Below are 26918 nucleotides of genomic sequence, written 5' to 3' on the forward strand. Positions count from 1 at the left end.
GTGCCGGGTGAAGACTCACTGACTGGGCGAACCACGGCCATCACCGAAGGCATCGACCAGCTGTTGCCGTTCCGCCGGGGTCAGCGCCTCAAGGCGCGTCGCCAGCACTTCGTCCAGGCTGCCGGTGCGGGTGGTGCCCAGAATGCCGCTGGCGACGCCGCGATGGCCCAGGGCGTAGGCAAACGCGGTCTGGGCGGGGCGCTGGCTGTGGATGGCGGCGATGGTGTGGCGCATCCGGCGTGCGCTGTGCATCAGGGAGCGGCTGCTTGGCTTGAGCCAGGCTCTGGCCAGGTACCAGGCGTCGGCCGGGCGCGGCAGGCGGGCCCGTGATGGCAGCAGGTGGCCCTGCGCCAGCACGGTGCCGGCCAGCACGCCGATACCGGCCGCGTGCAGCCGGTCGATGAGGGGTTCACGATCCTGCTGCAGGGCGTTGTAGTCCAGAAGCACCACGTCGAACAGCGTGGGATGGTCGATCATCCAGCACAGGGTCGACGCCGTGTGCGAATTGATGCCGGTGTGCCGGATCAGCCCGCGTTCGCGCAGTCGCTGCAGTGCGGCCAGCAGGTCATCGTTGATGTCGTGCTGGCTGGCACCGTGCAGCTGGTAGATATCGAGGTAATCCAGGCCGAGGTTGCGCAGCGAGGCTTCGCAGCTGGCGGTGATGGCCGCTGGCGAAAAATTGCGCTGCTCGGCGCCGCTGACGCCGGCCTGGCCGGTCAGCGTGCCGCCCTTGCTGGAGATCACCAGCGAATCGCGCGGGTATTGCTTGAGCAAGGAGCGCAGGATGCGGCCCAGCCGCGGCTCGGCGTGGAAACCGGAGTAGTTGTGACCGGTGTCCAACAGGTTCACGCCCTGTGCCAGTGCATGCTCGACGACGTGCGCGGCCGACTGCTCCGGGAAGCGCCGATGCCCCCAGAAGCCGGAGCACCCAAGGCCGACCGGCGAAACCGCCAGGCCGGTGCGGCCCAGCGTGCGCCGTTGGTGCGCCAACGGCATCAGAATTCCAGGTCCAGCGCTGCGCACAGATAGTCGACGAACGGGCCGAGCGCGGCCAGATCCTTGCCCAGCGTGGACAGCAGGCGTGGGCCGGTCATCGTGGCGTCATCCAGCGGGCGCCACATCACCCAGTTGCGGTGCTTGAGGTCGTCGATGAACTCGAAGTCGGCCGGGAAGCCGCGCGGCGGACGCACCAGCTTTTCGCTCTCCTCGAACTCGAAGCGCCTGCGCAGCGCAGGTGCATGGGCCGCGGCCTTCCAGCTGCCCGGATTGTCGAGGATGAAGTGGCGCACGCGGCGCTGGGTTTCCGGTTCCGGGTGCCACAGGCCGGCACCGACAAAGCTCTCGCCCGGCTGCAGGTGCACATAGAACGAGGGCGCGGCCACTTCGCGACGGCGCTCATGGAACAGGCGCGCACCCTGCCAGGTCTTGTAAGGCGATTTGTCGTTGGAGAAACGCGCGTCGCGGTGGATGCGGAACAGTGAGCCGCCGACGCCGCGGGTATCGGCGCGGAAGTGTTCGCTGACCTCGGCAAGGGCTGGCTGAAGGTCACCCAACAGGCGCAGGAACGGCTGTCGCACATGCTCTTCGTACTGCTGGCGGTGGTCGTTGAACCACGCCTTTTCGTTGTGGCGCGCCAGGCTGCGCAGGAACTTGAAGCTGGCGTCCGAGAAATAGGTACTCACAAGGTCTCCTGCAGGTGCTGGCCCCAGTCGCGCAACGATTGCAGCAGGGCCTGGCGCCGCGCGTCGTCGGGCGACTCGGCGGCCAGCGCATCGAGCTGCTGCTGGTACTGGGGCAGGTTGAGTTCGCCCAGGCCGCCGTCTCCCAGCAGGCGCTGGCGCCGGTAATCCTGCCAGCGCTGGCGTTCAGCCGGCGCGAGGCTGTCGGGATGATTGCGCGCACGGTAGCGGAACAGCAGCTCCGGCAGGCGCGGGTCGCGGAAGCGGCCTTCCAGCGCGGCCAACTGCTCCGGTGCGGTGGTGCGGGCCAGCGCCAGCAGCGATTTGTCGCCGTTGCCGAGGAAGCCGTCGTACAGGGAGGCATCGACGTCGGCCACGGTGGCCGCGCGCGGCTGGTTGTAGACCTGGCGCGCCTTCTCGGCAAGCTGAGGGGCGAACCCGCGCAGCCGTTCAACCTTGGCCTCGATCGCGGCCACGTCCAGGCCCAGGCGCGCGTGGTCGTCGCCACGAAGGTGGTTCCAGGCGACCAGGGCGGGCACCTTGTTCAGGTGCACTTCCTTCAGCGGCACCCGTGCGACGCCCTCGGGCAGTTCACTGGCGCGCAGGTACAGGCGCTGTGCGATCACCTCGGCCGGCAGGGCCAGCAGGTCGTCGATGTCGCCGTCCAGGTCGAACACGATCACCCGGTTGCTGATCGTCGGGTGCACGGCCAAGGGCAGCACCGGCGCCGCGCACAGACGGCTGGCGGGGTAGCGCATGGAAATGTGCAGCACCGGCGTCATCGTGGTGACATCCAGCAGGGTGCCGACGAAACGCTTGTCGCGCAGCTTCAGGGCGTAGTCCCACAGGCGCGGCTGCGACTGCTTGAACAGCCGTGCCATGCCGATCGTGGCTCGCACGTCGGATAGCGCTTCGTGCGCATCACCCTCGCGCACGTTGTTGGCTTCGGCCAGGTGCTCGAGTTTGAACGAGGTGGCACCGTCCTCGCGCAGCGGCCACTGGATGCCATCCGGGCGCATCGCGCGCATCAGCCGCAGCATGTCCAGCAGGTCCCAGCGCGAATTGCCGTTGCGCCACTCGCGTTCGTATGGGTCATGGAAGTTGCGGAACAGGCCGTAGCGGACGAATTCATCGTCGAAGCGCAGCGTGTTGTAGCCCAGCGCGCAGGTGCCGGGTCGCGACATCAGTTCGTTGATGCGGTCGAAGGCTTGGGACTCGCTGATGCCTTCGGCCAAGGCCTGCTGCGGGGTGATGCCGGTGACCAGGGTGGCCATCGGCGAGGGCAGCAGGTCATCGGCCGGGCGCACGAAGAAGCTGACCGGCGTGTCGATCTCGTTGAGGTCGGCGTCGGTGCGGATGGCGGCGAACTGCGAGATGCGGGTGCGCCGTGGATCCTGGCCGAAGGTTTCCAGGTCGTAGAACAGGAAGCTGTCAGCCATCAGTGCGCACCCTCCAGGACCGGTAGCTGCGCGTGGATCTGCGCTTCCAGCGCCGCCCAGTCGATGTTGTCCAGCGACTCGTGGCCGACCGTGGCCGCCGCCAGCAAATCGCGCTGCAGTTCGGTGCGGCGCAGCGCTTCGGCGTACGGCGTGTGCAGGAAGGTGACCATCGTGTAGTGCGGGACGAAGCGGGTCGGCCAGCGCCGCTGCAGTTCCTGCTCCAGTTCGCGCTGCAGCAGGAACGAGGGATCGGCCACGCGGTCGCGCATTTCCAGGTAGTTCTCCAGCGCCATCTGCTGGATCGCGCGTGCATTGGGTTTGCGCTCGGCCTCGAACGCAGCGAACGCACTTTCCAGGTCATCCGCCTCCATCAGGTGACGGGCCAGCGCAACGCAATCCTCGAACGCGCAGTTCATGCCCTGGCCGTGGAACGGCACCATTGCATGCGCGGCGTCGCCGATCAGTACGGCGCGACCCTGCTGGTGCCAGCGCTCCAGGGTGAGCGTGCCGAGCAGGCCCGGCGGGTGCTGTTCCCAATCCACGCGCAGGTTCGGGATCAGCGGCAGCGCGTCCGCGAACTCGCGAGCGAACAGCGCCTCGGCCTGCGCACCGGTATTGATCGTGGCAAAGCTGGGATCGCCCTGGTTGGGCAGGAACAGGGTGACGGTGAAGGTGCCTTCATGATTGGGCAGGGCGATGCACATGTAGTGGCCGCGTGGCCAGATGTGCAGCGCGTTGCGCTCGATGCGGAAGCCCCCGTCTTCGGCCGGCGGAATCTCCAGCTCCTTGTAGGAGTGATCGAGGAAGGCGATGTCCTCGCCCAGCGGCGCGCGCCGGTTCATTGCCGCACGCAGCGCCGAACCGGCACCGTCTGCACCGATCAGGGTGTCGAAGCGGATGTCGTGCGGGCTGTCATCGCGGTCATCGATGAAGCGGGCGTAGCCGGCATCGAAATCAACGGTGTGCAGGCGGCGATGGAAATGCACGGTGGCCCCTGCCTGTTCGGCCAGTTCCAGCAGCGTGGTGTTCAGGTCGCTGCGGTGGATCGACCAGATCACTTCGCTGTCATCACGGCCATAGCGCTGCAGCTGCGGTTCGCCGTCGCGTGGATGCACCATGCGTCCGCGCATCATCACCGCGCGCGCCATCACCTCGTCTTCCACACCGGCCTGGCGCAGGGCGTTGCGCCCACGCTCGGCCAGCGCCAGGTTGATCGAGCGGCCGCTCTCGTAGTCGGCCACGCGCGGATCGCCGCGGCGTTCGTACAGGGTGATGCGCCAGCCCTGGCGTGACAGCAGGATGGCCAGCAGGGAGCCGGCGAGGCCGGCACCGATAATGCTCAACGAGCGGGAGGCGTGTGCGATCAACGAACTGTCCAGCAGTAGGGGAGGGACCGGCTCAAAGGCCTGCCCAGGCTTCCACTTCCTCGACGAAGTGGTGCACGTCCAGGTAGCGGTTGTAGAGCGGGGTGGGCGAGATGCGGATCACGTCGGGCTCGCGCCAGTCGCCGAGCACGCCGATGCTGCGCAGGTGCTCGAACAGGGCGCGCCCGCGCTCGCGGCCGCCGATCACGCGCAGCGACAACTGGCAGCCGCGGCGCTGCGGGTCTGCCGGGGTGATGATCTCCAGCACCTGCGGCAGGCGTGCGCGCACCAGTGCTTCGAGCATGCCGGTCAGCGCCAGCGATTTGCTGCGCAGCGCGTCCATGCCGGCTCGCTCGAACAGGTCCAGCGAGGCGCGCAACGGTGCCAGCCCCAGAATGGGCGGATTGCTCAGCTGCCACCCTTCGGCACCGATGGCCGGGGTGAACTGCGGTGCCATCTGGAAACGGGTGGCTTCCTCATGGCCCCACCAGCCAGCGAATCGGGGCAGGGTGGTGTCGCGATGGTGGCGCTCGTGCACGAAGGCGCCGGCAACCGCGCCCGGGCCGCTGTTGAGGTATTTGTAATGGCACCACACCGCAAAGTCCGGCGCCACGTCATGCAGGCGCAGCGGCAGGTTGCCCACCGAATGCGCCAGGTCGAAACCGATGCGCGCCCCCTGCAGGCGTGCGGCGCGGGTGATTGCATCGAGGTCGAAGGCCTGACCGGTGCGGTACTGCACGCCGGGCCACAGCACCAGCGCCAGGCGCGGGCCGTGCTCGGCGATGGCGCGTTCGATCGCGGTCAGCGAGATCGTGCCGTTGGCTTCGTCCGGCTGCACTTCCACCAGGCACTGGGCCGGGTCGAAGCCATGGAAGCGGATCTGTGCTTCGACCGCGTGGCGGTCGGTCGGGAATGCGCCGGCTTCCATCAGGATCACCGGGCGCTGCGTGGTCGGCCGGTAGAAGCTGACCATCATCAGATGCAGGTTCACGCTCAGCGTGTTCATCGCCACCACTTCGCTGGGCAGCGCACCGACCACGCGGGCCAGCTGCGCGCTCACCAGGCGGTGGTAGGACAGCCACTGGGTAGGGCCGGTGAAGTGGCCTTCCACCGCCAGCTCGCCCCACTGCTTCATCACTTCCTGCACCGCGGCCTGAGCGCCACGCGGCTGCAGGCCCAGCGAGTTGCCGACGAAGTAGGTCTGCTCGCCGCCGCCATGGCGCGGAATCAGGAATTCGTTACGCATCGGACGCAGCGGATCGGCGGCGTCCAGGGCAATGGCGTGGGTGCGGCTGAGCAGGTCGGACATGGTCGGGCAACAGGCTGCAACGGGACCGCCAGTGTAGCGCTTGGCGGCGTGCCTGCCGCCGAACCTGTAGAGCCGAGCCCATGCTCGGCTGCCGGGCCACGAAGCCGAGCATGGGCTCGGTTCTACAGGGGCAGGTGCTCAGCCCGCCGCCGGCACCGGCAGCGGATCCACGTGCCCGCACTGGCTGCAGGTACGCAGTTCCAGGCTGGCGTGGTAGCGCGCAAACACCTTGGGCAGGTCGGTTTCGATGTTCTGCAGCGGGAAATACTCTTCGTGCAGCTTGTGGTTGCAGCGCTCGCAGTGCCAGATCACGCCGTCCATCTCATGCGGCAGCCGCTTGCGCTCGACCACCAGGCCGATGCCCCCGGGCGGGCGCCGCGGCGAGTGCGGCACCTTCGCCGGCAACAGGAAGACCTCGCCGGCGCGGATCGGAATGTCGCGTACCGCGCCGTCCTCCTGCACCTTCAGCACCATCTCGCCTTCGAGCTGGTAGAACCACTCGGGGCCTTCGTCGTAGTGGTAGTCGGTACGCGAGTTCGGCCCGCCGACCACCATCACGATGAAATCGCCGTTGTCGATCATCTTGTTGCCCACCGGCGGCTTCAGCAGGTGGCGGTTCTCTTCGATCCAGGCGTGCAGGTTGATCGGCGAAGCGAGCATGGTGGTCATCCGTGGGGGATCAGTCGCGACGGCCCTTGCGCGGCACGAAGGATAGTGCCTTCTCATATGCCGGCTGCAGCTCTTCCAGCGAGCCTACGTCGATGCCCATTTCACGCACGCGACCGTCCTTCAGGCTGTACACCCAGCCATGCACCATCAGCTTCTGGCCGCGGGCCCAGGCGTCCAGCACGATGGTCGAGCGACAGAGGTTGGCGACCTGCTCGATCACGTTCAGCTCGCACAGGCGGGCGTGCTTGAGTTCATCGTCTTCGATCGCATCGAGGATGCCCTGGTGCTTCTGAACGACGTCGCCGACGTGGCGCAGCCAGTTGTCGGCCAGGCCGACGCGGGTATTGTGCAGGCAGGCGTGCACGCCGCCGCAGCCGTAATGGCCGACGATCAGAATGTGCTTGACCTTCAGCTGGTCCACCGCGTACTGCACCACGCTCAGGCAGTTCAGGTCGGTGTGGGCGACCACGTTGGCAACGTTGCGGTGCACGAACACTTCGCCGGGTGCCATGCCGATGATCTGGTTGGCCGGAACTCGTGAATCGGAGCAGCCGATCCACAGGTACTCGGGATGCTGCTGCTTGGCCAGCTGGTGGAAGAAGTCCGGGTCTTCCTTCTCGATGCGGTCGGCCCAGTCGCGGTTGTTCTGCAGCAGCTTGTGGATGTCTTTCATGTTCGGATGCCTGGCGTCGGGTGGGGGCGCGCCGCAGCCGTCCGGCTGCGTCGTCGCGGGAATCGGGGGCGTTCAGCCGCTGCGGGTGGCCTGTTCGCGGTGCCAGCGCATCCACTGCGCCAACTCGGTGGAGTAAGGGGTGCCCAGCTGTTCCAGTTCGGCGATCACGGCACGCTGGTTCGCATCGGGGTGGTTCTGGCTCAGCTTCAGCTTCAGCTGCACGTGTTCAACCTGGAAGCGGAAGCCGACGATGGCGCGCAGCTCCGGGCCGTGTTCGGCGCGCGCGGCATCGAAGCGCCAGGCCTGGCCGACGCTGGCTTCGAAACGGTCGCTGATCGCGCCGACCAGTTCGGCCAGCGCATCGGTGTCGTCGAAGGTGTGCAGCTGGCCGCGCAGCTCGGCGGCCGCATAGTTCCAGGTCGGCACCCGCGCGGCGCGCTCCTTGTCCGGATACCAGCTGGCCGAGACGTAGCCGTGCGGGCCATCGACCAGTACCTTGGCCGCACCGCTGTGGCGCGACTGCGGGTTGGCGCGGGCCCAGTGCCCGCGCAGCTCGATGCGCTCGCCCTCGCGCCGGTACAACACCGGCATCCGCGTCAGCTCCGGCAGGCCATCGCTGCCCGGGGTGAGCACGCTGACGAACGGATCGCGCGCCAGCAGGCGGTCCAGCCAGAGCAGGTCGGTCTCGGCGAAGGCGCGCGGGGTGAACATGCCAAGGTCAGGCGCGCCCGCCCAGCGACTGGATCATGCGGCCACGCAGGCCCTCGTCGCTGTCGGCCTGCGGCGGCTGCACTTCGTGCAGGCTGAAGCCGCGCACCAGCGCGTCCTCCTCGTCCAGGCCGTCATACTCGACGAATTCAGCGTCGAACAGCTGCGAACGGGCGGTGTCTTCACTGTCATAGCTCAGCGTGTTGCCGTCGCTGTCGAGCACTTCGGCGGTGCCGGCAGGGCGCACCCGCAGGCGTGCCCAGATCAGGGTGTTGCCGAGGCTGGCCAGCCACCAGCTGTCGCGCGAAGTGGTGATGTCATTCATGGATGTGTTACCAGAGCGAGGCCAGCCAGAGCAGGGCAGCCATGCCCAGTCCGGCCAGCAGGGTCAGCAGCGATACCCAGGCCGGCGTCGCCAGCCCGGACAATGATCGGTCCGGCTGCTGGCGATAGTCGCGGCGCAGCAGCCAGGCCAGGGCATCGGGCTTGAGGAAGGCGCCGCTGCCGAAGCGCTCGGCGAGCGCCGGATGGCGGTCGCGCACGTGCACCAGGGTCAGTGGCCAGAAGATCACGAAGGCACTGAACCCGGCCACTGCAACGCCAACGAAACAGAGGGCGAAGAACAGGGTCATGGGGGCAGCACCTCCGTGGTCGTTTGGGGCTTAGAAGTCCGCGCTGCCCGGGGCGCGCGGGTAGGGGATCGCATCGCGGATGTTGGACAGCCCGCAGACGTACACCACCAGGCGCTCGAAGCCCAGGCCGAAGCCGGCGTGCGGCACCGAACCATAGCGGCGGAAATCGCGGTACCAGCTGTAGTGCTCGCGATCCAGGCCGAACTGGGCCATGCGCGCATCCAGCACGTCCAGGCGCTCTTCGCGCTGGCTGCCGCCGATGATCTCGCCGATGCCCGGGGCCAGCACGTCCATCGCGGCAACGGTCTTGCCGTCGTCGTTCAGGCGCATGTAGAAGGCCTTGATGTGCTCCGGGTAGTTGGTCACCACCACCGGGCGGCCGACGTGTTCCTCGGTCAGCCAGCGCTCGTGCTCGGTCTGCAGGTCCAGGCCCCATTCCACCGGGAAGTCGAACTTCCTGCCGGATTTCTGCAGCAGGCTGACCGCATCGGTGTAGTCGATGCGCTCGAACGGTGCGTTGATGAAATCTTCCAGCTTGGTGATCGCGTTCTTGTCCACGCGCTCGGCGATGAAGGCCAGGTCGTCGCTGCGCTCGTTCAGCACCGCGCGGAACAGGTACTTCAGGAACTCTTCGGCCAGGCGTGCGTCTTCGGCCAGGTCGGCGAAGGCGATTTCCGGCTCGATCATCCAGAACTCCGCCAGGTGGCGGGTGGTGTGGCTGTTTTCGGCGCGGAAGGTCGGGCCGAAGGTGTAGACCTTGCTCAGCGCCAGGCAATAGGCCTCGACGTTCAGCTGGCCAGACACGGTCAGGAAGGTTTCCTTGCCGAAGAAGTCGCGGCTGAAATCGATCGCGCCCTTCTCGTCGCGCGGCAGGTTCACCATGTCCAGGGTGGACACGCGGAACATCTGGCCGGCGCCTTCGGCGTCGGAGGTGGTGATGATCGGGGTGCTGATCCAGTTGAAGCCGTTCTCGTGGAAGAAGCGGTGCACGGCCTGGGCCAGGCAGTTGCGGATGCGGGTGACCGCCCCGAACAGGTTGGTGCGCGGGCGCAGGTGCGCCACTTCGCGCAGGAACTCCGGCGACATCGGCTTGGGCTGGATCGGATAGGTGAGCGGGTCTTCGACCCAGCCGACCACTTCAAGCGTGCTGGCCTGGATCTCGAACGACTGGCCCTTGCCCTGCGACTTCACCAGGGTACCGGTGCCGATGACCGAGCAGCCGCTGGTCAGTCGCTTGATCTCGTCGAAGTTGCCCAGGGTGTCGTTGGCCACGACCTGGATCGGGGCGAAGCAGGAGCCGTCGCTCACATTCACGAAGGCCAGATTCGCTGAACCGCGCACCGTGCGCACCCATCCGCGTACCGTGACTTCGCCGCCTTCCGGGATCTTCCCGGCAAGCGCATGTTCAACGCTGACCACCGTCATGACTTGAATCCTCTGCTGATCGACTCGATCTGTGAACACGGGAGTTTACCGGTTGCAGCGTTCTGCTTGCGAGGCATTTTTCGCAGCCACAGCTCCTTATAATGTCCCCGTACCTCTGGAGTAGCCCCATGGCCGTCAGCCTGACCCCCGTTGCCTTCGAGCGCGTGCAGCGCTTTGTCGCCCAGACCCCCGGCGCGCTGGGCCTGCGTTTCGGCGTGACCAGGACCGGCTGCTCCGGCTGGGGCCACATCACCGACCTGGCCCGCGATGAGCGCGAGGGCGATACCGTGTTCGAGCAGGACGGCGTGAAGATCTATGTCGACGCCAAGAGCCTGGCGCTGGTGGACGGCACCGTGATCGACTTCGGCAAGCACGGCCTGAGCGAGACCTTCACGTTCAGCAACCCGAACGCCACCGCCGAGTGTGGCTGCGGCGAGAGCTTCACCACTGACGCCGACAAGGCCTGACGGCCGGCCGGGGCCTGATCGTTCTGGTAGCGCCCAACCCGGGTTGGCTGGGCGCTCGCCCCCGGTTCAGGGTGTCAGGTGGCCCACCGGTTGCCCGGCCACCCCATCTGCGCCATAATGCGCGGCTTCCTGCCTCCCTGGCGGGAACCCTTGCCCCACCGCGGTCTCAACGGCGGGGGGCTGTCCGGCCGCAAGGCCACATCCGAAAGGTAGAAAAAAACATGAGTCGTCATTACGAAATCGTGTTCATGGTCCACCCGGACCAGAGCGAGCAGGTCCCGGCCATGATCGAGCGCTACAAGTCGCTGGTCGAGAACGGCAACGGCACCATCCACCGGCTGGAAGACTGGGGCCGCCGCCAGCTGGCGTACCCGATCCAGAACCTGGTGAAGGCCCACTACGTGCTGATGAACATCGAAGCCGACCAGGCCGTTCTGAACGAACTGACCGAGAGCTTCCGCTTCAACGACGCCGTGCTGCGCAACCTGGTCATCAAGCGTGACGAGGCTGACACCGAGCAGTCGCTGATCATGAAGAGCAAGGACGAGAAGGGTGACAAGCCGGAGCGCGGTGAGCGCCGTCGTCGTGACGACGAAGAAGGCGAGTCCAACAACACCGCTGACAACGAAGCCGGCGACGACGCCGCTTCCGCCGCCTAAGGAGCCTTCCCATGTCCAAGTTCTTCCGTCGCCGCAAGTTCTGCAAGTTCACTGCTGAAGGTGTGAAGGAGATCGACTACAAGGATCTCAACACCCTGCGCCAGTACCTGACCGAGAACGGCAAGATCGTGCCGAGCCGCGTCACCGGTACCAAGTCGAAGTACCAGCGCCAGCTGGCGACCGCCGTCAAGCGCGCTCGCTTCCTGGCCCTGATCCCGTACACCGACAACCACGACGTCTGATGCAGGCGGGGCGGCCCGACGCCGCCCCCGCTGTGCCAGCTATTCGGACAGCCTTTGTTGCGGGGCGTTGCCTCGCTAACGAATAACTTATCTGGAGCAATACCATGCAGTTGATCCTCCTGCAGAAAGTCACCAACCTCGGCAACCTGGGCGACCTGGTCGACGTGAAGCCGGGCTACGGCCGTAACTTCCTCGTGCCGCAGGGCAAGGCCGTGCCGGCCACCGAGAGCAACAAGGCCGAGTTCGAAGCCAAGCGCGCCGAATACGAAGCCAAGGCCCAGGCCATCCACGCCGACGCTGAAGGCCGCAAGGCCAAGCTGGAAGGCGCGAGCGTGACCATCGCCGCCAACGCTTCGACCGAAGGCAAGCTGTACGGCTCGGTTGGCCCGCGCGACATCGCCGAGGCCTTCACCGCCGCCGGCCTGCCGCTGGAAAAGAGCGAAGTCATCCTGGGCGAAGGCGCCTTCCGCAACATCGGCGAATACGACGTGCTGGTCCACCTGCACGCCGACGTCGAGACCACCGTCAAGGTCGTCGTCGTCGCCGAAGCCTGATCCCACGCCGCAAGGCCTGGCATCACCGCAGAACGGGCGCCCGCAAGGGTGCCCGTTTTGTTTTGTGGCCCCGTTTCATGGCGTCGATCCATGTTCGCCTGGCGGCAGGGGACCGGTAATGTTCCACGCCCATTCGTAGAACACGGCCACATCGGTATACTCAGGGCGTCACACCCGTTCCACGGGCATCGATCCCAGCAGGATCAATGACTTGGAGGGTACACGCAGGCCGCTTGCCGGCCCCAGTCCGGAACCCCTATGCGTCTTTCCACGATCAAGCTGTCCGGCTTCAAGTCGTTCGTCGATCCGACCACCCTGCACCTGCCGACCAACATGACCGGCGTGGTGGGGCCCAATGGCTGCGGCAAGTCGAACATCATCGACGCCGTGCGCTGGGTCATGGGCGAGAGTTCGGCCAGCCGCCTGCGTGGCGACTCGCTGACCGACGTGATCTTCTCCGGGTCCAATGCCCGCAAGCCGGTGTCGCAGGCCACGGTCGAGCTGATCTTCGACAACTCGGACCACACGATTTCCGGCGAGTACGCCTCGTTCAACGAAATCTCGGTCAAGCGCACGGTCAGCCGCGACGGCACCAGCAACTACTACCTCAACGGCACCAAGTGCCGTCGCCGCGACATCACCGATCTGTTCCTCGGCACCGGCCTGGGGCCGCGCAGCTACTCGATCATCGAGCAGGGCATGATCAGCCAGATCATCGAGGCACGCCCGGAAGACCTGCGCGTGTACCTGGAGGAGGCGGCCGGCATCTCCAAGTACAAGGAGCGCCGCAAGGAGACCGAGACCCGCATCCGCCACACCCGCGAGAACCTGGACCGGCTGGGCGACCTGCGCGACGAGATCAGCAAGCAGCTGGAGCACCTCAAGCGCCAGGCCAGGCAGGCCGAGCAGTACCAGGCCCTGCAGGAAGAGCGCCGGGTCAAGGACGCCGAGTGGAAGGCGCTGGAGTTCCGCGGCCTCGACGGACGCCTGTCCAAGCTGCGCGAAGGATTGTCGCAGGAAGAAACGCGGCTGCAGCAGCTGATCGCCGACCAGCGTGATGCCGAAGCCCGCATCGAAACCTCGCGCGCGCGGCGCGAAGAGGCTGCCGACGCGCTCAACACTGCGCAGGCGGCGGTCTACCAGGTCGGCAGTACGCTGGCGCGCCTGGAACAGCAGATCCAGCACCAGCGCGAGTTGTCGCAGCGCCTGCACAAGGCACGCGATGAAACCCAGCAGGCCCTGGCCGAACTGGGGCAGCACATCAGCGGTGATGAGGCCAGGCTGAGGGTGCTGCGTGAGGCGGTGGAGGCCGCCACTCCGCAGCTGGAAGCACTGCAGGAAGAAAACGAGATCAAGCAGGAAAGCCTGCGCGAGGCCGAAGAGCGGCTGGCCAGCTGGCAGCAGCGCTGGGAACAGCACACCTCGCAGAGTTCGGAAGCCTCGCGCGCCGGCGATGTCGAGCGCACGCGCGTGGACTATCTGGACAAGCAGATCCTCGATGCCGACCGGCGTCGTGAGGCCCTGGCCGCCGAGCGCGCCGGGCTGGATGTGGATGCGCTGGAAGAGGCCTTCGAGCAGCTGCACCTGCAACACGACACGCAGAAGGCTGCGCTGGATGAGCTGAGCGAAGACGTCGAGCTGCGCAAGCAGGGCGTGGCGGCGGTGCAGGAACAGCAGCGCAATGGCCAGAACGAACTGGCCGAACTGCGCAAGCAGGCCAACGGCCTGCGTGGCCGCCTGGCCTCGCTGGAGGCCCTGCAGCAGGCCGCGCTGGGCCAGGAGCAGGGCGCGGCAGTCGCGTGGCTGAAGGCGCGTGGGCTGGATTCTGCGGCGCGTGTCGGCGAGCGCCTCGACGTGGATGCCGGCTGGGAAAACGCGGTGGAAAGCGCGCTCGGCCACTTGATCGAAGGTGTGCTGGTCGATGACCCGGCCAGCCTGGTCGATGCCCTGGGTGAGCTCGGCGATGGTCACCTTGCGCTGGTCGCCAACGGCGATGACGACCTGAAGGTCGCACCGACCTCGCTGGCCGCGCGCGTGCGTGGTCCGGTGGCGATCCGTCGCCTGCTGGCACACCTGCATGCTGCCAAGGACCTTTCCGAAGCGAAGGCGTTGCAGGGCAGCCTGCCGGAAGGTGATTCGGTCATCACCCAGGGTGGCGAGCGCCTGGGCCAGGGCTGGCTGCGCGTATCGCGCTCCGGCGCGGCCCAGCAGGGTGCGCTGCTGCGCGAACGCGAGATCCAGGAGCTTCGCGAGCAGATCGAACAGCTGCAGGACCGCGAGGCCGAGCTGGAAGAACAGCTGGCCGGTTTCCGTGAGCAGCTGCACGCTGCCGAACAGCAGCGTGAAGACGCGCAGCGCGCGCTGTACCAGGCCCATCGTGCGGTCTCCGAACTGGCCGGCCAGTTGCAGGGCCAGCAGGGCAAGGTGGAGGCGGCGCGCACGCGCATCGACCGCATCGAAGGCGAGCTGAAGCAACTGCAGGAAACCATTGAAGCCAACAACGAGCAGGCGCGTGAAGCACGCTCGCGGTTGGAGAGTGCGGTCAGCAGCATGGGCGACCTGGAGTCGACCCGGCAGCGGCTGGAGGGCGAACGCCGCCAGCTGACCGAAGCCCGCGACCTGGCCCGCGATGCCGCCCGCGCGGTACGCGAGCGCGCGCATTCGTTGGCCCTGACTTTGGAATCGCAGCGGGCGCAGCTGGCCTCGTTGAGCCAGGCGCTGGAACGCATGGGCACCCAACGTGGACAGTTGGATTCGCGGCTGGGCGAACTGCATTCGCAGCTGGACGAAGGTGATTCGCCGATCGAAGCACTGCAGACCGAGCACCAGAATGCGCTGGAAGAGCGTGTGCGCGCCGATCGCGTGCTGACCGAGGCGCGAACGCTGCTGGACGGCATCGACGCCGAGCTGCGCAATTACGAGCAGACCCGCCACCAGCGCGACGAGCAGGCATTGGTCCAGCGCGAGCGCATTTCGCAGCGCAAGCTCGACCAGCAGGCGCTGGTGCTCAGTGCCGACACCCTGCAAGCGGCGGTGGAAAAGGCCGGCTTCGTGCTGCAGGACGTGCTCAACGCACTGCCCGAGGATGCCCGCCTGGGCGACTGGGAGCAGGCGGTCCACCAGATCGATGCTCGAATGCGCCGGCTGGAGCCGGTCAATCTGGCGGCCATCCACGAGTATGGCGAGGCGTCGCAGCGCTCGGACTACCTGGATTCGCAGCACGCCGACCTGACCACAGCACTGGAAACCCTCGAAGATGCCATCCGCAAGATCGACCGCGAGACCCGCGGCCGCTTCAAGGACACTTTCGACCGCGTCAACGCCGGCGTGCAGGCGCTGTACCCGCGCCTGTTCGGTGGCGGCCACGCCTACCTGGAATTGACCGGTGAAGACCTGCTCGACACCGGCGTGACCATCATGGCGCGCCCGCCGGGCAAGCGCGTGTCCAGCATCTCGCTGCTGTCCGGCGGTGAGAAAGCGATGACCGCGGTGGCGCTGGTGTTCGCCATCTTCCAGCTGAATCCGGCGCCGTTCTGCCTGTTGGATGAGGTGGACGCACCGCTGGACGAAGCCAACGTCGGCCGCCTGGCCAACATGGTCAAGGAAATGAGCGAGAAGGTGCAGTTCCTGTTCGTCAGCCACAACAAGGCGACGATGGAGGCCGCGCACCAGCTGTCCGGCGTGACCATGCGTGAGCCAGGCGTCAGCCGCCTGGTCAGCGTGGACCTGGAAGAGGCCGCGCGATTGGCGGGCGCGGCCTGACGTGCCATCCTAGTTACCTGAATGAACTAGCCGGAGAACCTATCGAATGTCCGACACGGCACTGTTGCGCATCGGCATCCTGGCCGCCGGCCTGCTGTTGATCGCCGCGATCTTCCTGTTTGGCCGTCCGAAGAAAAAGCCCCAGGGGCGCCGCGTGGAAAGCGCGGAGCCCACCAGTGGCGAGCGCCGTGAGCCGGTGCTGGGCGACGACGGCGTCGCCGTGGCCGAGGGTCGCGTCGAACCGGGCATGGGCACGGAGGGCGAGCAGGCCGAACTCGGCCTGACCGATACCGACCCGGGCGCCAGCGACCTCGGCAAGCGCGCCACCCAGGATTTCGACAAGATCGTCTCGCTGTTCGTGGCCGCCCGGGCCGGCGAGCAGCTGCGTGGCGAGGACATCGTGGTGGCCGCAGAGAAGACCGGCCTGGTGTTCGGCCACATGAACGTGTTCCACCGCCTGGTGGAAGGCCACCCCGAACGCGGGCCGATCTTCTCGATGGCCAGCATCATGAAGCCGGGCAGCTTCGACATGGCCAACATCCGCGCCATGGAAACCCCGGCCATCGCATTCTTCCTGACGCTGCCGGCGCCGCTGACCGCGCTGGACGCCTGGGAGAAGATGCTGCCGACCGTGCAGCGCATGGCCGAGCTGCTCGATGGCGTGGTGCTGGATGACAGCCGCAACGCCCTGGGGCGCCAGCGCATCGCGCACATCCGTGACGAGCTGCGCGCCTACGACCGCCAGCACCAGGCACCGCCGCTGACCAAGACCCCTCGCTGGTAAGCGCCATGGTGTGCCGACCAACGGTCGGCACCCACCCCGACCAACGGTCGGCACCCACAACAGTAGATGCACGCCATGCGTGGATGGGGCGAACCAAGGTTCGCCCCTATCAACAGGGTCAGGCCGGTACGCCGGCCACCTTGGCGAACGCACGGCGGAATGCGGCCATCTCCTCTTCGGTGCCGACCGTTACGCGCACGCGCTGCGGCCAGATCGGCCAGCTGCGCCCGATCACCACGCCGTTCTCCGCCATTGCCTTGGCGAACGCGCTGCCATCGCGCTGCACGTCGACTATGAAGCAGTTCGCCTCCGAGGGTACGCAGCTGAACCCGCGCTTGCCGAGCCAGGCGATGGTGGCCTGCCGCACCGTGGCGTTCTGCAGGCGCCGCTGGGGGATCAGCTGCGGGTCGCGCAGGCTGGCCAGTGCCGCCGCCAGCGCCGGAACCGGCAGCGGGTTGTCGCCCAGGCTGGCCAGTTCGCGCAGACGGTCGGGATGTGCGGCCGCCACGCCCAGGCGCAGGCCGGCCATGCCGTACAGCTTGGAAAACGTGCGCAGCACGATCAGGTCATCGCGCTGCGTCACCTGGGTGATCAGGCTGGGCTGATCGCTGTACTGCAGGTAGGCCTCGTCGACCAGCACGCGGGTCGATGCGGGCTTGTGGGCCAGCAGCCAGGCAAGCTCATCTGGCGGGCTGATCGACCCAGTCGGATTGTTCGGGTTGCACACATACAGCAGCCCGGTCGGGCGCGCGTGCGCGGCAGCGACCATCGCACGCAGGTCATGCGCACCGTCCTCGCGCAGCGGCACTTTCTGCACATGCGCACCGTGGGCGGCGGCGACCTCGCCGAGCGTCTCGAAGGTCGGGTCGGCGACTACCAGTCCCGCCTGCGGCCCGGTCCACAGCACGGCGGCACGGTTCAGCGGTTCGCTGGAACCCGGATAGAGGCGCACGTGATCAGCCGGGATGCGCGCCTGCTCGATGAAGGCATCGCGCACTTGGCCTGCCAGCGCGAAGCGGTAGCGACCGCATCCGGCGATGCTGTCGCGTGCTGCCTGCTGGGCTGCAGGCGAGGGGCCGTAGGGACATTCGTTGAAATTCAGCAGCACCGCACCTTCGGCGGGGGCGGGAGCGGCGGCTGTCGCCGGTTGGGTATGGCCAAGCTGCGGCAGCCCGCTGCCAGCGACGGCGAGGCCAGCACCGGCCAGTTGCAGGAAGCGTCGACGGGAAGCAGGCAGGGGCACGGGCAGGGTCACGGGCAGGAATCCGAGGGGAGACCGTGGCACGCTAGCGTCGGCGGGGGCCGGGCGGCAAGTAGGTTTTTTTGTGGCGTCGAGGCATGCTCGATGACAGCTGTGCCAACCAGGGAGAAGGTTTGCATCCACCGGGGCGGGGAGAAGGCTTGCATCCACCGGGGCGGGGAGAAGGCTTGCATCCACCAAGGCGGCGAGAAGGTTGGCATCCACCAGGGCAGGGGAGCGGCCGTCGAGCATGGCTCGACGCTGCGAAGGCAGGGCGTTACAGGGCCTGACGGCCGGGCGCGGTAGAATCCCCGGCCATCCCAGAACCACCGGATCCCGATGAGTCCCAGCCCCGCCGAACGCGCCGACGACCTCCGCCGGCAGATCGCCCAGGCCAACCGCGCCTACCATGAGCTGGACGCGCCGGAGATCCCCGACGTCGATTACGACCGGTTGGTGCGCGAACTGGAAGCACTGGAGCGCGAACATCCTGAACTGGCCCGCGCCGACAGCCCGACCCAGCAGGTCGGTGCGCGTCCTTCCGGCCGCTTCGCCGAGGTGCGCCATGCTGTGCCGATGCTGTCGCTGTCCAACGCGTTCAGCGACGAGGAGGTGGCTGATTTCGTGCGCCGCATTGACGAGCGGCTGGGGCGTCGCAGCCTGCGGTTTTCGGCCGAGCCGAAGATGGACGGGCTGGCGATCAGCCTGCGCTACGAGGACGGTCATTTCGTGCTCGGCGCGACCCGTGGCGATGGCACGACCGGCGAGGACGTGACGGCCAATCTGCGCGAGATCGGCGACATTCCCAAGCGCCTGCACGGCAAGGACTGGCCGGATGTGCTGGAGGTGCGCGGCGAGGTGTACATGGCCCGCGCCGACTTCGAGGCCTACAACGAGCGTGCGCGCCTGCACGGCGGCAAGGTGCTGGCCAATCCGCGCAACGCGGCGGCCGGTTCGCTGCGCCAGCTCGACCCGAAGATCAGTGCGCAGCGCAGGTTGAGCTTCTTTGCCTACGGTACCGGTGAAGTGCAGGGCGGCGAGCTGCCCGATACCCATTCGGGCACCCTGGCCCAGCTCGGCGCCTGGGGCTTCCCGGTCAGCGAGCTGTGCAAGGTGGTGGAGGGCACCGATGGCCTGCTCGCCTACTACCGCGATATCGGTGAGCGCCGCGATCGCCTGCCGTTCGACATCGACGGCGTGGTCTACAAGCTGGATGACCGCGCCGGCCAGCAGGCCATGGGCTTCGTTTCGCGCGCGCCGCGCTGGGCCATCGCGCACAAGTTCCCGGCGCAGGAACAGAGCACGACGGTGGAGGCCATCGAGATCCAGATCGGCCGCACCGGTGCCGCAACACCGGTCGCGCGACTGGCACCGGTGGCCGTGGCCGGCGTGATCGTGTCCAACGCCACCCTGCACAACGCCGACCAGATCGCACGCCTGGATGTGCGCGTGGGCGACAGCGTGATCGTGCGCCGTGCCGGCGACGTGATCCCGGAAGTGGTCAGCGTCATCCTCGACCGCCGCCCACAGGGCACTATGCCGTGGCAGATGCCGACGCGCTGCCCGGTGTGCGGCTCGGAGATCGTGCGCGAGGAAGGGGCAGCGGCATGGCGCTGCTCGGGCGAACTGTCCTGCCCGGCGCAGCGCAAGGAAGCCATTGCCCATTTCGCCTCGCGCCGCGCGATGGACATCGATGGCCTGGGCGACAAGTACATTGAAACCCTGGTCGACGCCGGCATCGTCAGGAGCGTGGCCGACCTGTACCGGCTCAGTCGTGACCAGCTGCTGCACCTGAAGCTGGTGCTGGACGCTGAAGATCCCTCGGCGCTGGCCGCCGCACTGAAGCTGCACCTGCCGGCCGAAGGCAGTGGCGCGGTACTCAACGCCGTGCTGAAGCTGGACGGCAGCGATCCGGGCTGGCGCGCGCAGGCGCTGGCACAGCCCGCCAGCTTCGAATGGAACACGAAGAAGATCGCCACCAAGTGGGCCGACAACCTGATCGCAGCAATCGACGCCAGTCGTGCCGCCACGCTGGAACGCCTGCTGTTCGCGCTCGGCATCGAACACGTTGGCGAGAGCACCGCCAAGGCCCTGGCGCAGTGGTTCGGTGACCTGGAACTGATCCGCCATCTGCCGTGGCCGCTGTTCAAGCGCGTGCCGGACATCGGTGGCGAAGTGGCGCGCTCGCTCGGTCACTTCTTCGAACAGCAGGGCAACCAGCAGGCCATCGATGACCTGCTGCAGGTCGGCCAGGTGCGCATCAGCGATGTACATGCGCCCAGTGCCAAGCTGCGCGAGGGACTGGACCTGGCGCAGCTGCTGGTCGAATCGGAGATCCCCGGCATCACCCGTCTGCGCGCCGAAAAACTGGTGGCAGCGCTCCCGGGGGCACAGGCGGTGCTCGATGCCGAGCATGGCCAGTTCGTCAATGCCGGCTTGCCCGATGACACCGCGCGCGGACTGGGGGAGTGGCTCGATGCCGATGGCCATGGCGAGATGTTGCTGGCGGCCGAGAAGGCGATGCAGCAGATCCTGGCCAAGGCGCCGGCGCTGACCGAGATCGTGGCGGGCCCGCTGGACGGGCAGACCGTTGTGCTCACTGGCACCCTGGCCCAACTCACCCGCGATGTCGCCAAGGAGCGCCTGGAGGCGCTGGGCGCCAAGGTTTCCGGCAGCGTGTCGAAGAAAACCAGCTTCGTGGTCGCCGGCACCGAGGCCGGCTCCAAGCTGGACAAGGCGCAGTCGCTGGGCGTGCCGGTGTGGGACGAGGAACGCCTGCTGGCCTACCTTGCCGAACACGAATGACGATCCCGCCGGGTGCCCCGCCTGGCATGCAGCACGAAGGAACACCGATGCAGACCGCCCCACTGGATTTCCGCCTGGCCACCCGTGCCGACGAGGAATTGTTGATCACCTTGATGCGCGAGTTCTACGCCGAAGACAGGATCGACTTCGATGACGCGCGCGTGCGTCGCGGCGTGGACGCGCTGCTGGCCGATCCGCGCAATGGCGAAGTGCTGTTGTGGCTGGACGAGGCGGGCGAGGTGGTCGGCTACGCGGTGATCGCGATGGGCTTCAGCCTGGAACAGGGCGGCCACTTCATGCTGCTGGACGAGCTGTACCTGAGCCATCGCGCGCGTGGGCGTGGCCGCGGCAAGCAGGCGCTGGCCATCTGCGAACAGCGCGCTCGCGGTCGTGGCGTCAGCCGCCTGCGCCTGGAAGTGAACCACCACAACGAACTGGCACGGCGCCTGTACCTGGCCAGCGGCTACATCGACGATACGCGCGATCTGCTGACCCTGCCGCTCGACCATCCGCGCCCGGAGGGCATCCTGTGAGCGAGGCCCTGCTGCGCGCGCTGCAGCAGCGCGCCGCGCTCAATGCGCTGGTGCGCCGCTTCTTTGCAGAGCGCGATGTGCTCGAGGTGGAGACGCCGATCCTGTCGGTCGCGGGCAACACCGAGCCGAACATCGACAGCTTCCATACCGACTTCACCGGCCATGTCGATGCCGGTGGACGCCGCCGATGGCTGCGCACCTCGCCGGAGTATCCGCTCAAGCGCCTGCTCGCTGCCGGCGTGGGCGACTGTTATGAACTGGGCCGGGTGTTCCGCAATGGCGAGGCCGGCGGCCGCCACAACCCGGAGTTCACCATGCTTGAGTGGTACCGGGTCGGCTGGGACCACCACCGGCTGGTGCAGGAAACCGCCGAGCTGGTAGGCCAGGCGTTGGCCCTGGTCGGGCGCCATGCGACGCTGCATGTGCTCAGTTACCGGGAGCTGTTCCAGCAGTACGTGGGCGTGGATCCGTTCGAGGCCGATGAGGCCGCGCTGCGTGCCGCGTTGGGCGAGGTGCACATTGACCCGGTCGGGCTGACCCGCGATGACTGGCTGGATGTGCTGATGACCCACCGTATCCAGCCGCGCTTCGATGGCGATGTCATGACCGTGGTCCACGACTGGCCGGCCAGCCAGGCAGCATTGGCCCGCGTCCGCCCGGGCACGCCCCCGCTGGCCGAACGTTTCGAGCTGTACCTGGGCGCGGTGGAACTGGCCAACGGCTACCACGAACTGAACGACGCCGACGAGCAGCGCGCGCGCTTCCAGCGCGATCTGCAGCGCCGCCACGAGCGCGGCCAGGTGCTACCGGCCGTGGACGAGGCGCTGCTGTTGGCGCTGCCGTCGATGCCCGCCTGCGCCGGGGTGGCGGTGGGTGTCGACCGCCTGTTGATGGCGATGAACCGCACGCCGCGGATTGCTGATGTGCTGGCCTACGACTTTGCCCACGCGTGAGTGCGGCGCACGTTCCTGAACGTTGAAGACTGAACGGATTGCCGCGTTTCCGCGCTTGCTTCGGTAAGCGGGATGATGCTCTTATCACGGCAGATGCGGGACACTGGCATCGGAATTCGTCCACTCCTGTTGGGGAAGGCATTGGTCAAGTGGTTTGCGGTCGTGGCGGCACCGGTGTACTCCATCGCGCTTTGGGGTGCCTGGCTGCCGTCATCGGCGTCGGCCCAGCAGGCAGGCTATGACGGCGAAGTGGTGACCTGCGAATCGCGCGACATGGGCTGGGTGCACTGCGATATCGATGTGGACAACGGCGTCGATCTGGTGCGCCAGCTGTCGAGCAACAGCTGCATCCGCGGCAGCGAGTGGGGCACCGACCGCAGCGGCGTGTGGGTCACCCTTGGCTGCCGCGCCGAATTCCGGGCGCGCCGTGCGCAGGGTGCGGCGCCTGCGGCAACGGAAGGCAAGCGCCTGGTGCGCCGCGTGGTGCGCTGCGAATCCAATGGCCGTCCGCAGAGTTGCCCGGTACGCCTGGATGGCGCGCCGGTGCGCCTGCTTCGCCAGTTGTCGGTGCTGCCGTGCCGCGAAGGCCAGGGATGGGGCTACAAGCGCAATGAAGTCTGGACCAGCCGTGGCTGCCAGGGCGATTTCGAGGTGGCCGACGAGGAGGGCCGCTTCGTCGATGTGCCGCGCCGCCTGACCTGCGAATCGAAGTCGAAGAAGCGCCGCTTCTGCGGCGCCAGCATCTCGGTGGGTGCTGTGGTCTCCGAGCAGCTGTCCAGCACGCCCTGCGAGGAAGGCAGCACCTGGGGCTGGAACCGCAACGGGATCTGGGTGGACGGCGGCTGCCGCGCCGAATTCTCGGTGAATTGAGCCGGGACGGGCTCCAACCACGCGGGGCGTGGCCCTACAATGGGCCCATGAACACTGCCTCCGACATCGACTACGCCCGTTACGACCACATCCGCCCGATCCTGTGGACCGGCGATGCCTTGCAACTGCTGGACCAGCGCAAGCTGCCGTTCGTGGTCGAGCACGTGGTCTGCCATGACAGTGACGAGGTTGCCAGCGCCATCCACGCGCTGACCGTGCGTGGCGCGCCGGCGATCGGTATTGCCGCCGCGTGGGGCGTGGTGCTGGCGGCACGCGAGGTGCAGGCCGCCGATGGCGCGCATGCGCTGCAGCAGCTGGAGCCAGCCCTGCAGCGCCTCAATGCGTCGCGCCCGACGGCGGTCAACCTGGCCTGGGCGCTGGCGCGCATGCGCCGTTGCCTGAACGCCGCCGGCGCAGACTGGAAGGCGTTGCTGGAGGCGGAAGCGCAGGCGATTGCCGATGAAGACCTGGCCGCCAACCGCCACATGGGGGCGCTGGGTGCTGGCCTGATCGAGGCCGGCAGCGGCGTGCTGACCCATTGCAATACCGGCTCGCTGGCCACCGCAGGCTTCGGCACGGCGCTGGGCGTGATCCGCGCTGGCATGGCCCAGCACCGCATCGCCCGCGTGTTTGCCGGCGAGACCCGGCCCTGGCTGCAGGGCGCCCGCCTGACCGTGTGGGAACTGCAGCAGGATGGCATCGACGCTACCCTGATCGCCGATTCGGCTGCCTCGCACCTGATGAAGACCGGCGCCGTGCAGTGGGTGATCGTCGGTGCAGACCGCATCTGCGCCAATGGCGATACCGCCAACAAGATCGGCACCTACCAGCTGGCCATCGCGGCCCGCCATCACGGCGTGAAGTTCATGGTCGTAGCGCCGTCCTCGACGGTGGACATGGACACCGTGGACGGCAGCCAGATCGAGATCGAGCAGCGCGACCCGGGCGAGCTGTACGGCGTGGGCGGTACCCGCACCGTCGCCGAGGGCATTGCCGCCTGGAACCCGGTGTTCGACGTCACCCCGGGCGAGTTGATCGACGCCATCGTGACCGAGCGCGGGGTGATCCTGAACCCGGCCGCCCACAACATGCGCGCCGCCTTCGGCGGCTGAGGCGCAGGGGAGGGCGGCGCGACCGCCGCCCCGGTAGTGCCGGCCGCTGGCCGGCAACTCCCTAAGTTCCTGATTTGTGCCGGTAAAATCCCTGTAAAGGGAGGCGGAAAACGGCCTGTTGTGGTAGTATCCACAGGTTGAATCGAGGTTCCGGCGCGACCCCCTCCCGCAGAGGGCTGCGCCGGACTGGACCGCTACCAGACAACGGAACCCGAATGGCAGAAACCGCCAAGGAAATCATCCAGGTCAACCTGGAAGACGAGATGCGCAAGAGCTACCTCGATTACGCCATGAGCGTGATCGTGGGCCGCGCGCTCCCGGATGCGCGCGACGGCCTCAAGCCGGTGCATCGTCGCGTGCTGTTCGCGATGAACGAGTTGAACGCGCACAGCAACAAGCCTTACTTCAAGTCGGCGCGTATCGTCGGTGATGTCATCGGTAAGTACCACCCGCATGGCGATCAGTCGGTATACGACACGCTGGTGCGCCTGGCTCAGCCGTTCTCGCTGCGCTACATGCTGGTCGACGGCCAGGGTAACTTCGGTTCGATCGACGGCGACTCCGCTGCGGCGATGCGATACACCGAGGCGCGCATGTCGCGCCTGGCGCATGAGCTGATGGCGGACATCGACAAGGAAACCGTCGATTTCCAGCCCAACTACGATGAAAAGGAACTGGAGCCGACGGTCATGCCGACCCGGTTCCCGAACCTGCTGGTCAATGGTTCGGCTGGCATCGCGGTGGGCATGGCGACCAACATTCCGCCGCACAACCTGAGCGAATCGATCAACGCCTGCATCGCGCTGATCGACAATCCGGAAATCGACGTTGATGGCCTGATGGAATACATCCCGGGCCCGGATTTCCCGACTGCCGGCATCATCAACGGCACTGCCGGCATCGTCGCCGGCTACCGCACCGGCCGTGGCCGCGTGCGCATCCGTGCCAAGGCCGATATCGAAGTGGCCGACAACGGCCGCGAATCGATCATCGTCACCGAAATTCCTTACCAGGTGAACAAGGCGCGTCTGATCGAGAAGATCGCCGAGCTGGTCAAGGAAAAGAAGATCGAAGGCATCAGCGAGCTGCGCGATGAGTCCGACAAGGACGGCATGCGCATCTACATCGAGATCAAGCGCGGCGAATCTGCCGAGGTTGTGCTGAACAACCTGTACCAGCAGACGCAGATGGAATCGGTGTTCGGCATCAACATGGTGGCGCTGGTCGACGGCCGCCCGCAGTTGATGAATCTGAAGCAGATGCTGGAGGCGTTCGTCCGCCACCGTCGCGAAGTGGTCACCCGCCGCACCGTGTTCGAACTGCGCAAGGCGCGCGCCCGTGCCCACGTGCTGGAAGGCCTGACCGTCGCGCTGGCCAACATCGACGAAATGATCGAACTGATCAAGACCTCGCCGAACCCGAATGAAGCCCGCGAGCGCATGCTGGCACGCGTGTGGGAGCCGGGCCTGGTCGGTGCGATGCTGGGTGCCGCCGGTGCCGAAGCATCGCGTCCTGAAGACCTGCCCAAGGGTGTGGGCCTGATCGAGGGCGGCTACCAGCTGACCGAGATCCAGGCCACCCAGATCCTGGAAATGCGCCTGCACCGCCTGACCGGGCTGGAGCAGGACCGCCTGACCGACGAGTACAAGCAGCTGCTGGAAGTGATCGCCGGGCTGATCCACATCCTGGAAGATCCCGATCGCCTGCTGCAGGTCATCCGAGAGGAGCTGGTCAACGTCAAGGCCGAGTTCGGCGACGAACGTCGCACCGAAATCCGCCACAGCGAAGAAGACCTGGACATCCTGGATCTGATCGCGCCGGAAGACGTGGTGGTCACCGTGTCCCACGCCGGCTACGTGAAGCGCCAGCCGGTCAGCGTGTACCGCGCGCAGCGCCGCGGCGGCCGTGGTCGCAGTGCGGCGGCGACCAAGGAAGAGGATTTCATCGAACAGCTGTGGCTGGTCAACACGCACGATACGCTGCTGACCTTCACCAGTTCGGGCAAGGTGTTCTGGCTGCCGGTCTACCAGCTGCCGGAAGCGGGTTCCAACGCCCGTGGCCGTCCGATCATCAACTGGATTCCGCTGGAACCGGGCGAACGCGTGCAGGCCGTGCTGCCGGTGCGCGAGTACGCCGATGGCCAGTTCGTGTTCTTTGCCACGAAGAACGGTACGGTCAAGAAGACCCCGCTGGGCGAGTTCGCCTTCCGCCTGGCCCGCGGCAAGATCGCGATCAACCTCGATGAGGGCGATGCCCTGGTCGGCGTCGGCCTGACCGATGGCCAGCGCGACATCCTGCTGTTCGCCTCCAATGGCAAGACCGTGCGCTTCGGCGAGGATAAAGTCCGCTCGATGGGCCGTACCGCAACCGGCGTGCGTGGCATCAAGATGCCGGCCGGCGAGGAAGTGGTCAGCCTGATCGTGGCCGAAAGTGCCGGTGGCATCGAGGACGAGAACGAGGACGACAACGGTGTCGAGGAAGCCACCGCCAATGGCGATGCGGTGATCGATAGTGCCGATGACGCCAGCGTGCAGTACATCCTGACCGCCACCGAGAACGGCTACGGCAAGCGCACCCCGCTGCCGGACTACCCGCGCAAGGGCCGTGGCACCCAGGGCGTGATCGGCATCCAGACCACCGAGCGCAACGGCAAGCTGGTCGCTGCGGTGCTGATGGGCTCGAATGACGAAGTCCTGCTGATCTCCGATGGCGGCACCCTGGTGCGTACGCGTGGCTCGGAAATCAGCCGCGTCGGCCGCAACACCCAGGGCGTCACCCTGATCCGCCTGTCCAAGGATGAGAAGCTGCAGGCGGTGGAGCGCTTGGATGCCTCGATCGATGAGGACGAGGACGAGGTGGCGGTCGCCACCCCCGCCACGACCGACGGCGCGCCGGCTGCGGCCAGCAGCGAGGACGCCGCGCAGGAATGACCCTGCCGCTGTGAGAGGTACCCGACGACGCCGGCCCTGTGCCGGCGTCGTCATTTCTGCGGATCTTCGTGGTGGATTCTCCGATCGCTGCGGACCCTCCGATCGCTGC

24 protein-coding genes are annotated in these 26918 nt (G+C 67.1%); 12 read left to right on the forward strand and 12 right to left on the reverse strand.

The features are described from left to right. Nucleotides 1–15: 15 nt before the first annotated feature. The 11 genes from N5C25_RS04115 to asnS form a co-directional block, all read right to left on the reverse strand. Entirely contained in the window at nucleotides 16–996 is a 981-nt protein-coding gene (locus N5C25_RS04115) for an aldo/keto reductase (RefSeq protein WP_279936479.1), read from the reverse strand. After that, nucleotides 996–1682 (reverse strand): DUF2461 domain-containing protein, encoded by a 687-nt coding sequence (locus N5C25_RS04120; protein WP_021202728.1) that lies wholly within the window; start codon nucleotides 1680–1682, stop codon nucleotides 996–998. Before N5C25_RS04120 ends, N5C25_RS04115 begins: the two co-directional genes overlap by 1 nt. Then, nucleotides 1679–3118, reverse strand: a complete 1440-nt coding sequence (gene sbcB, locus N5C25_RS04125) for an exodeoxyribonuclease I (RefSeq protein WP_279936480.1) — start codon at nucleotides 3116–3118, stop codon at nucleotides 1679–1681. Before sbcB ends, N5C25_RS04120 begins: the two co-directional genes overlap by 4 nt. Further along, a complete protein-coding gene (locus tag N5C25_RS04130; RefSeq protein ID WP_155029810.1) occupies nucleotides 3118–4485 on the reverse strand; it encodes an NAD(P)/FAD-dependent oxidoreductase in 1368 nt (455 codons plus the stop codon). Before N5C25_RS04130 ends, sbcB begins: the two co-directional genes overlap by 1 nt. Before the next feature lie 31 nt (nucleotides 4486–4516). Further along, nucleotides 4517–5791 carry a kynureninase gene (kynU, locus tag N5C25_RS04135; RefSeq protein ID WP_019660376.1) on the reverse strand — a complete coding sequence of 425 codons (1275 nt, stop codon included), beginning with the start codon at nucleotides 5789–5791 and terminating at the stop codon, nucleotides 4517–4519. A gap of 138 nt (nucleotides 5792–5929) precedes the next feature. Continuing rightward, on the reverse strand, nucleotides 5930–6451 hold the full coding sequence (locus tag N5C25_RS04140) for a 3-hydroxyanthranilate 3,4-dioxygenase (RefSeq protein WP_251103007.1): 522 nt from the start codon (nucleotides 6449–6451) through the stop codon (nucleotides 5930–5932). Nucleotides 6452–6470: 19 nt separating this feature from the next. After that, entirely contained in the window at nucleotides 6471–7133 is a 663-nt protein-coding gene (gene can, locus N5C25_RS04145; RefSeq protein ID WP_005417406.1) for a carbonate dehydratase, read from the reverse strand. A gap of 72 nt (nucleotides 7134–7205) precedes the next feature. Beyond that, nucleotides 7206–7844 carry an FMN-binding negative transcriptional regulator gene (locus N5C25_RS04150; protein WP_279936481.1) on the reverse strand — a complete coding sequence of 213 codons (639 nt, stop codon included), beginning with the start codon at nucleotides 7842–7844 and terminating at the stop codon, nucleotides 7206–7208. Between the two features lie 7 nt (nucleotides 7845–7851). After that, nucleotides 7852–8166, reverse strand: coding sequence for a hypothetical protein (locus N5C25_RS04155; RefSeq protein WP_019660373.1), 315 nt, complete (start codon nucleotides 8164–8166; stop codon nucleotides 7852–7854). 7 nt (nucleotides 8167–8173) lie between these two features. Beyond that, nucleotides 8174–8473, reverse strand: coding sequence for a hypothetical protein (locus N5C25_RS04160; RefSeq protein ID WP_005417403.1), 300 nt, complete (start codon nucleotides 8471–8473; stop codon nucleotides 8174–8176). A gap of 30 nt (nucleotides 8474–8503) precedes the next feature. Next, entirely contained in the window at nucleotides 8504–9898 is a 1395-nt protein-coding gene (gene asnS, locus N5C25_RS04165) for an asparagine--tRNA ligase (protein ID WP_134730866.1), read from the reverse strand. A gap of 128 nt (nucleotides 9899–10026) precedes the next feature. Here asnS and N5C25_RS04170 point away from each other — a divergent pair, with 128 nt between their 5' ends. From N5C25_RS04170 to zipA, 6 genes are all read left to right on the forward strand, one after another. Continuing rightward, nucleotides 10027–10365 carry an iron-sulfur cluster assembly accessory protein gene (locus N5C25_RS04170; protein WP_019660371.1) on the forward strand — a complete coding sequence of 113 codons (339 nt, stop codon included), beginning with the start codon at nucleotides 10027–10029 and terminating at the stop codon, nucleotides 10363–10365. A gap of 221 nt (nucleotides 10366–10586) precedes the next feature. Then, nucleotides 10587–11024: a 30S ribosomal protein S6 gene (gene rpsF, locus N5C25_RS04175; protein ID WP_005410228.1), complete on the forward strand. Its 438-nt coding sequence runs from the start codon at nucleotides 10587–10589 to the stop codon at nucleotides 11022–11024. A gap of 11 nt (nucleotides 11025–11035) precedes the next feature. Beyond that, nucleotides 11036–11266 carry a 30S ribosomal protein S18 gene (rpsR, locus tag N5C25_RS04180; RefSeq protein WP_002804494.1) on the forward strand — a complete coding sequence of 77 codons (231 nt, stop codon included), beginning with the start codon at nucleotides 11036–11038 and terminating at the stop codon, nucleotides 11264–11266. Between the two features lie 104 nt (nucleotides 11267–11370). Beyond that, nucleotides 11371–11820, forward strand: a complete 450-nt coding sequence (rplI, locus tag N5C25_RS04185) for a 50S ribosomal protein L9 (RefSeq protein ID WP_005410227.1) — start codon at nucleotides 11371–11373, stop codon at nucleotides 11818–11820. Between the two features lie 258 nt (nucleotides 11821–12078). Further along, nucleotides 12079–15582, forward strand: a complete 3504-nt coding sequence (gene smc / locus N5C25_RS04190) for a chromosome segregation protein SMC (protein WP_279936482.1) — start codon at nucleotides 12079–12081, stop codon at nucleotides 15580–15582. Between the two features lie 46 nt (nucleotides 15583–15628). Beyond that, nucleotides 15629–16366 (forward strand): cell division protein ZipA, encoded by a 738-nt coding sequence (gene zipA / locus N5C25_RS04195; RefSeq protein ID WP_019660368.1) that lies wholly within the window; start codon nucleotides 15629–15631, stop codon nucleotides 16364–16366. 118 nt (nucleotides 16367–16484) lie between these two features. Here the strand turns inward: zipA and N5C25_RS04200 are convergent, their stop codons facing one another. Beyond that, entirely contained in the window at nucleotides 16485–17609 is a 1125-nt protein-coding gene (locus tag N5C25_RS04200; RefSeq protein WP_279936505.1) for a pyridoxal phosphate-dependent aminotransferase, read from the reverse strand. A gap of 330 nt (nucleotides 17610–17939) precedes the next feature. On the opposite strand from N5C25_RS04200, the gene ligA reads away from it, so the two are divergent. The 6 genes from ligA (at nucleotide 17940) to gyrA (ending at nucleotide 26809) form a co-directional block, all read left to right on the forward strand. Next, nucleotides 17940–20411, forward strand: coding sequence for an NAD-dependent DNA ligase LigA (ligA, locus tag N5C25_RS04205; protein WP_279936506.1), 2472 nt, complete (start codon nucleotides 17940–17942; stop codon nucleotides 20409–20411). A 47-nt stretch (nucleotides 20412–20458) separates the two neighbouring features. Next, entirely contained in the window at nucleotides 20459–20944 is a 486-nt protein-coding gene (locus N5C25_RS04210; RefSeq protein ID WP_019660365.1) for a GNAT family N-acetyltransferase, read from the forward strand. After that, complete coding sequence (epmA, locus tag N5C25_RS04215) at nucleotides 20941–21897, forward strand: EF-P lysine aminoacylase EpmA (RefSeq protein ID WP_279936483.1); 957 nt, start codon at nucleotides 20941–20943, stop codon at nucleotides 21895–21897. Before N5C25_RS04210 ends, epmA begins: the two co-directional genes overlap by 4 nt. A gap of 141 nt (nucleotides 21898–22038) precedes the next feature. Next, complete coding sequence (locus tag N5C25_RS04220) at nucleotides 22039–22767, forward strand: DUF3011 domain-containing protein (RefSeq protein ID WP_058981310.1); 729 nt, start codon at nucleotides 22039–22041, stop codon at nucleotides 22765–22767. Nucleotides 22768–22814: 47 nt separating this feature from the next. Further along, nucleotides 22815–23879 (forward strand): S-methyl-5-thioribose-1-phosphate isomerase, encoded by a 1065-nt coding sequence (gene mtnA / locus N5C25_RS04225; protein ID WP_251103014.1) that lies wholly within the window; start codon nucleotides 22815–22817, stop codon nucleotides 23877–23879. A 215-nt stretch (nucleotides 23880–24094) separates the two neighbouring features. Continuing rightward, a complete protein-coding gene (gene gyrA, locus N5C25_RS04230) occupies nucleotides 24095–26809 on the forward strand; it encodes a DNA gyrase subunit A (RefSeq protein ID WP_134735639.1) in 2715 nt (904 codons plus the stop codon). Nucleotides 26810–26918 lie beyond the last annotated feature (109 nt).

Origin of the sequence: Stenotrophomonas sp. GD03958 (genome assembly GCF_029839005.1) — a bacterium.
GTDB lineage: Bacteria > Pseudomonadota > Gammaproteobacteria > Xanthomonadales > Xanthomonadaceae > Stenotrophomonas > Stenotrophomonas hibiscicola.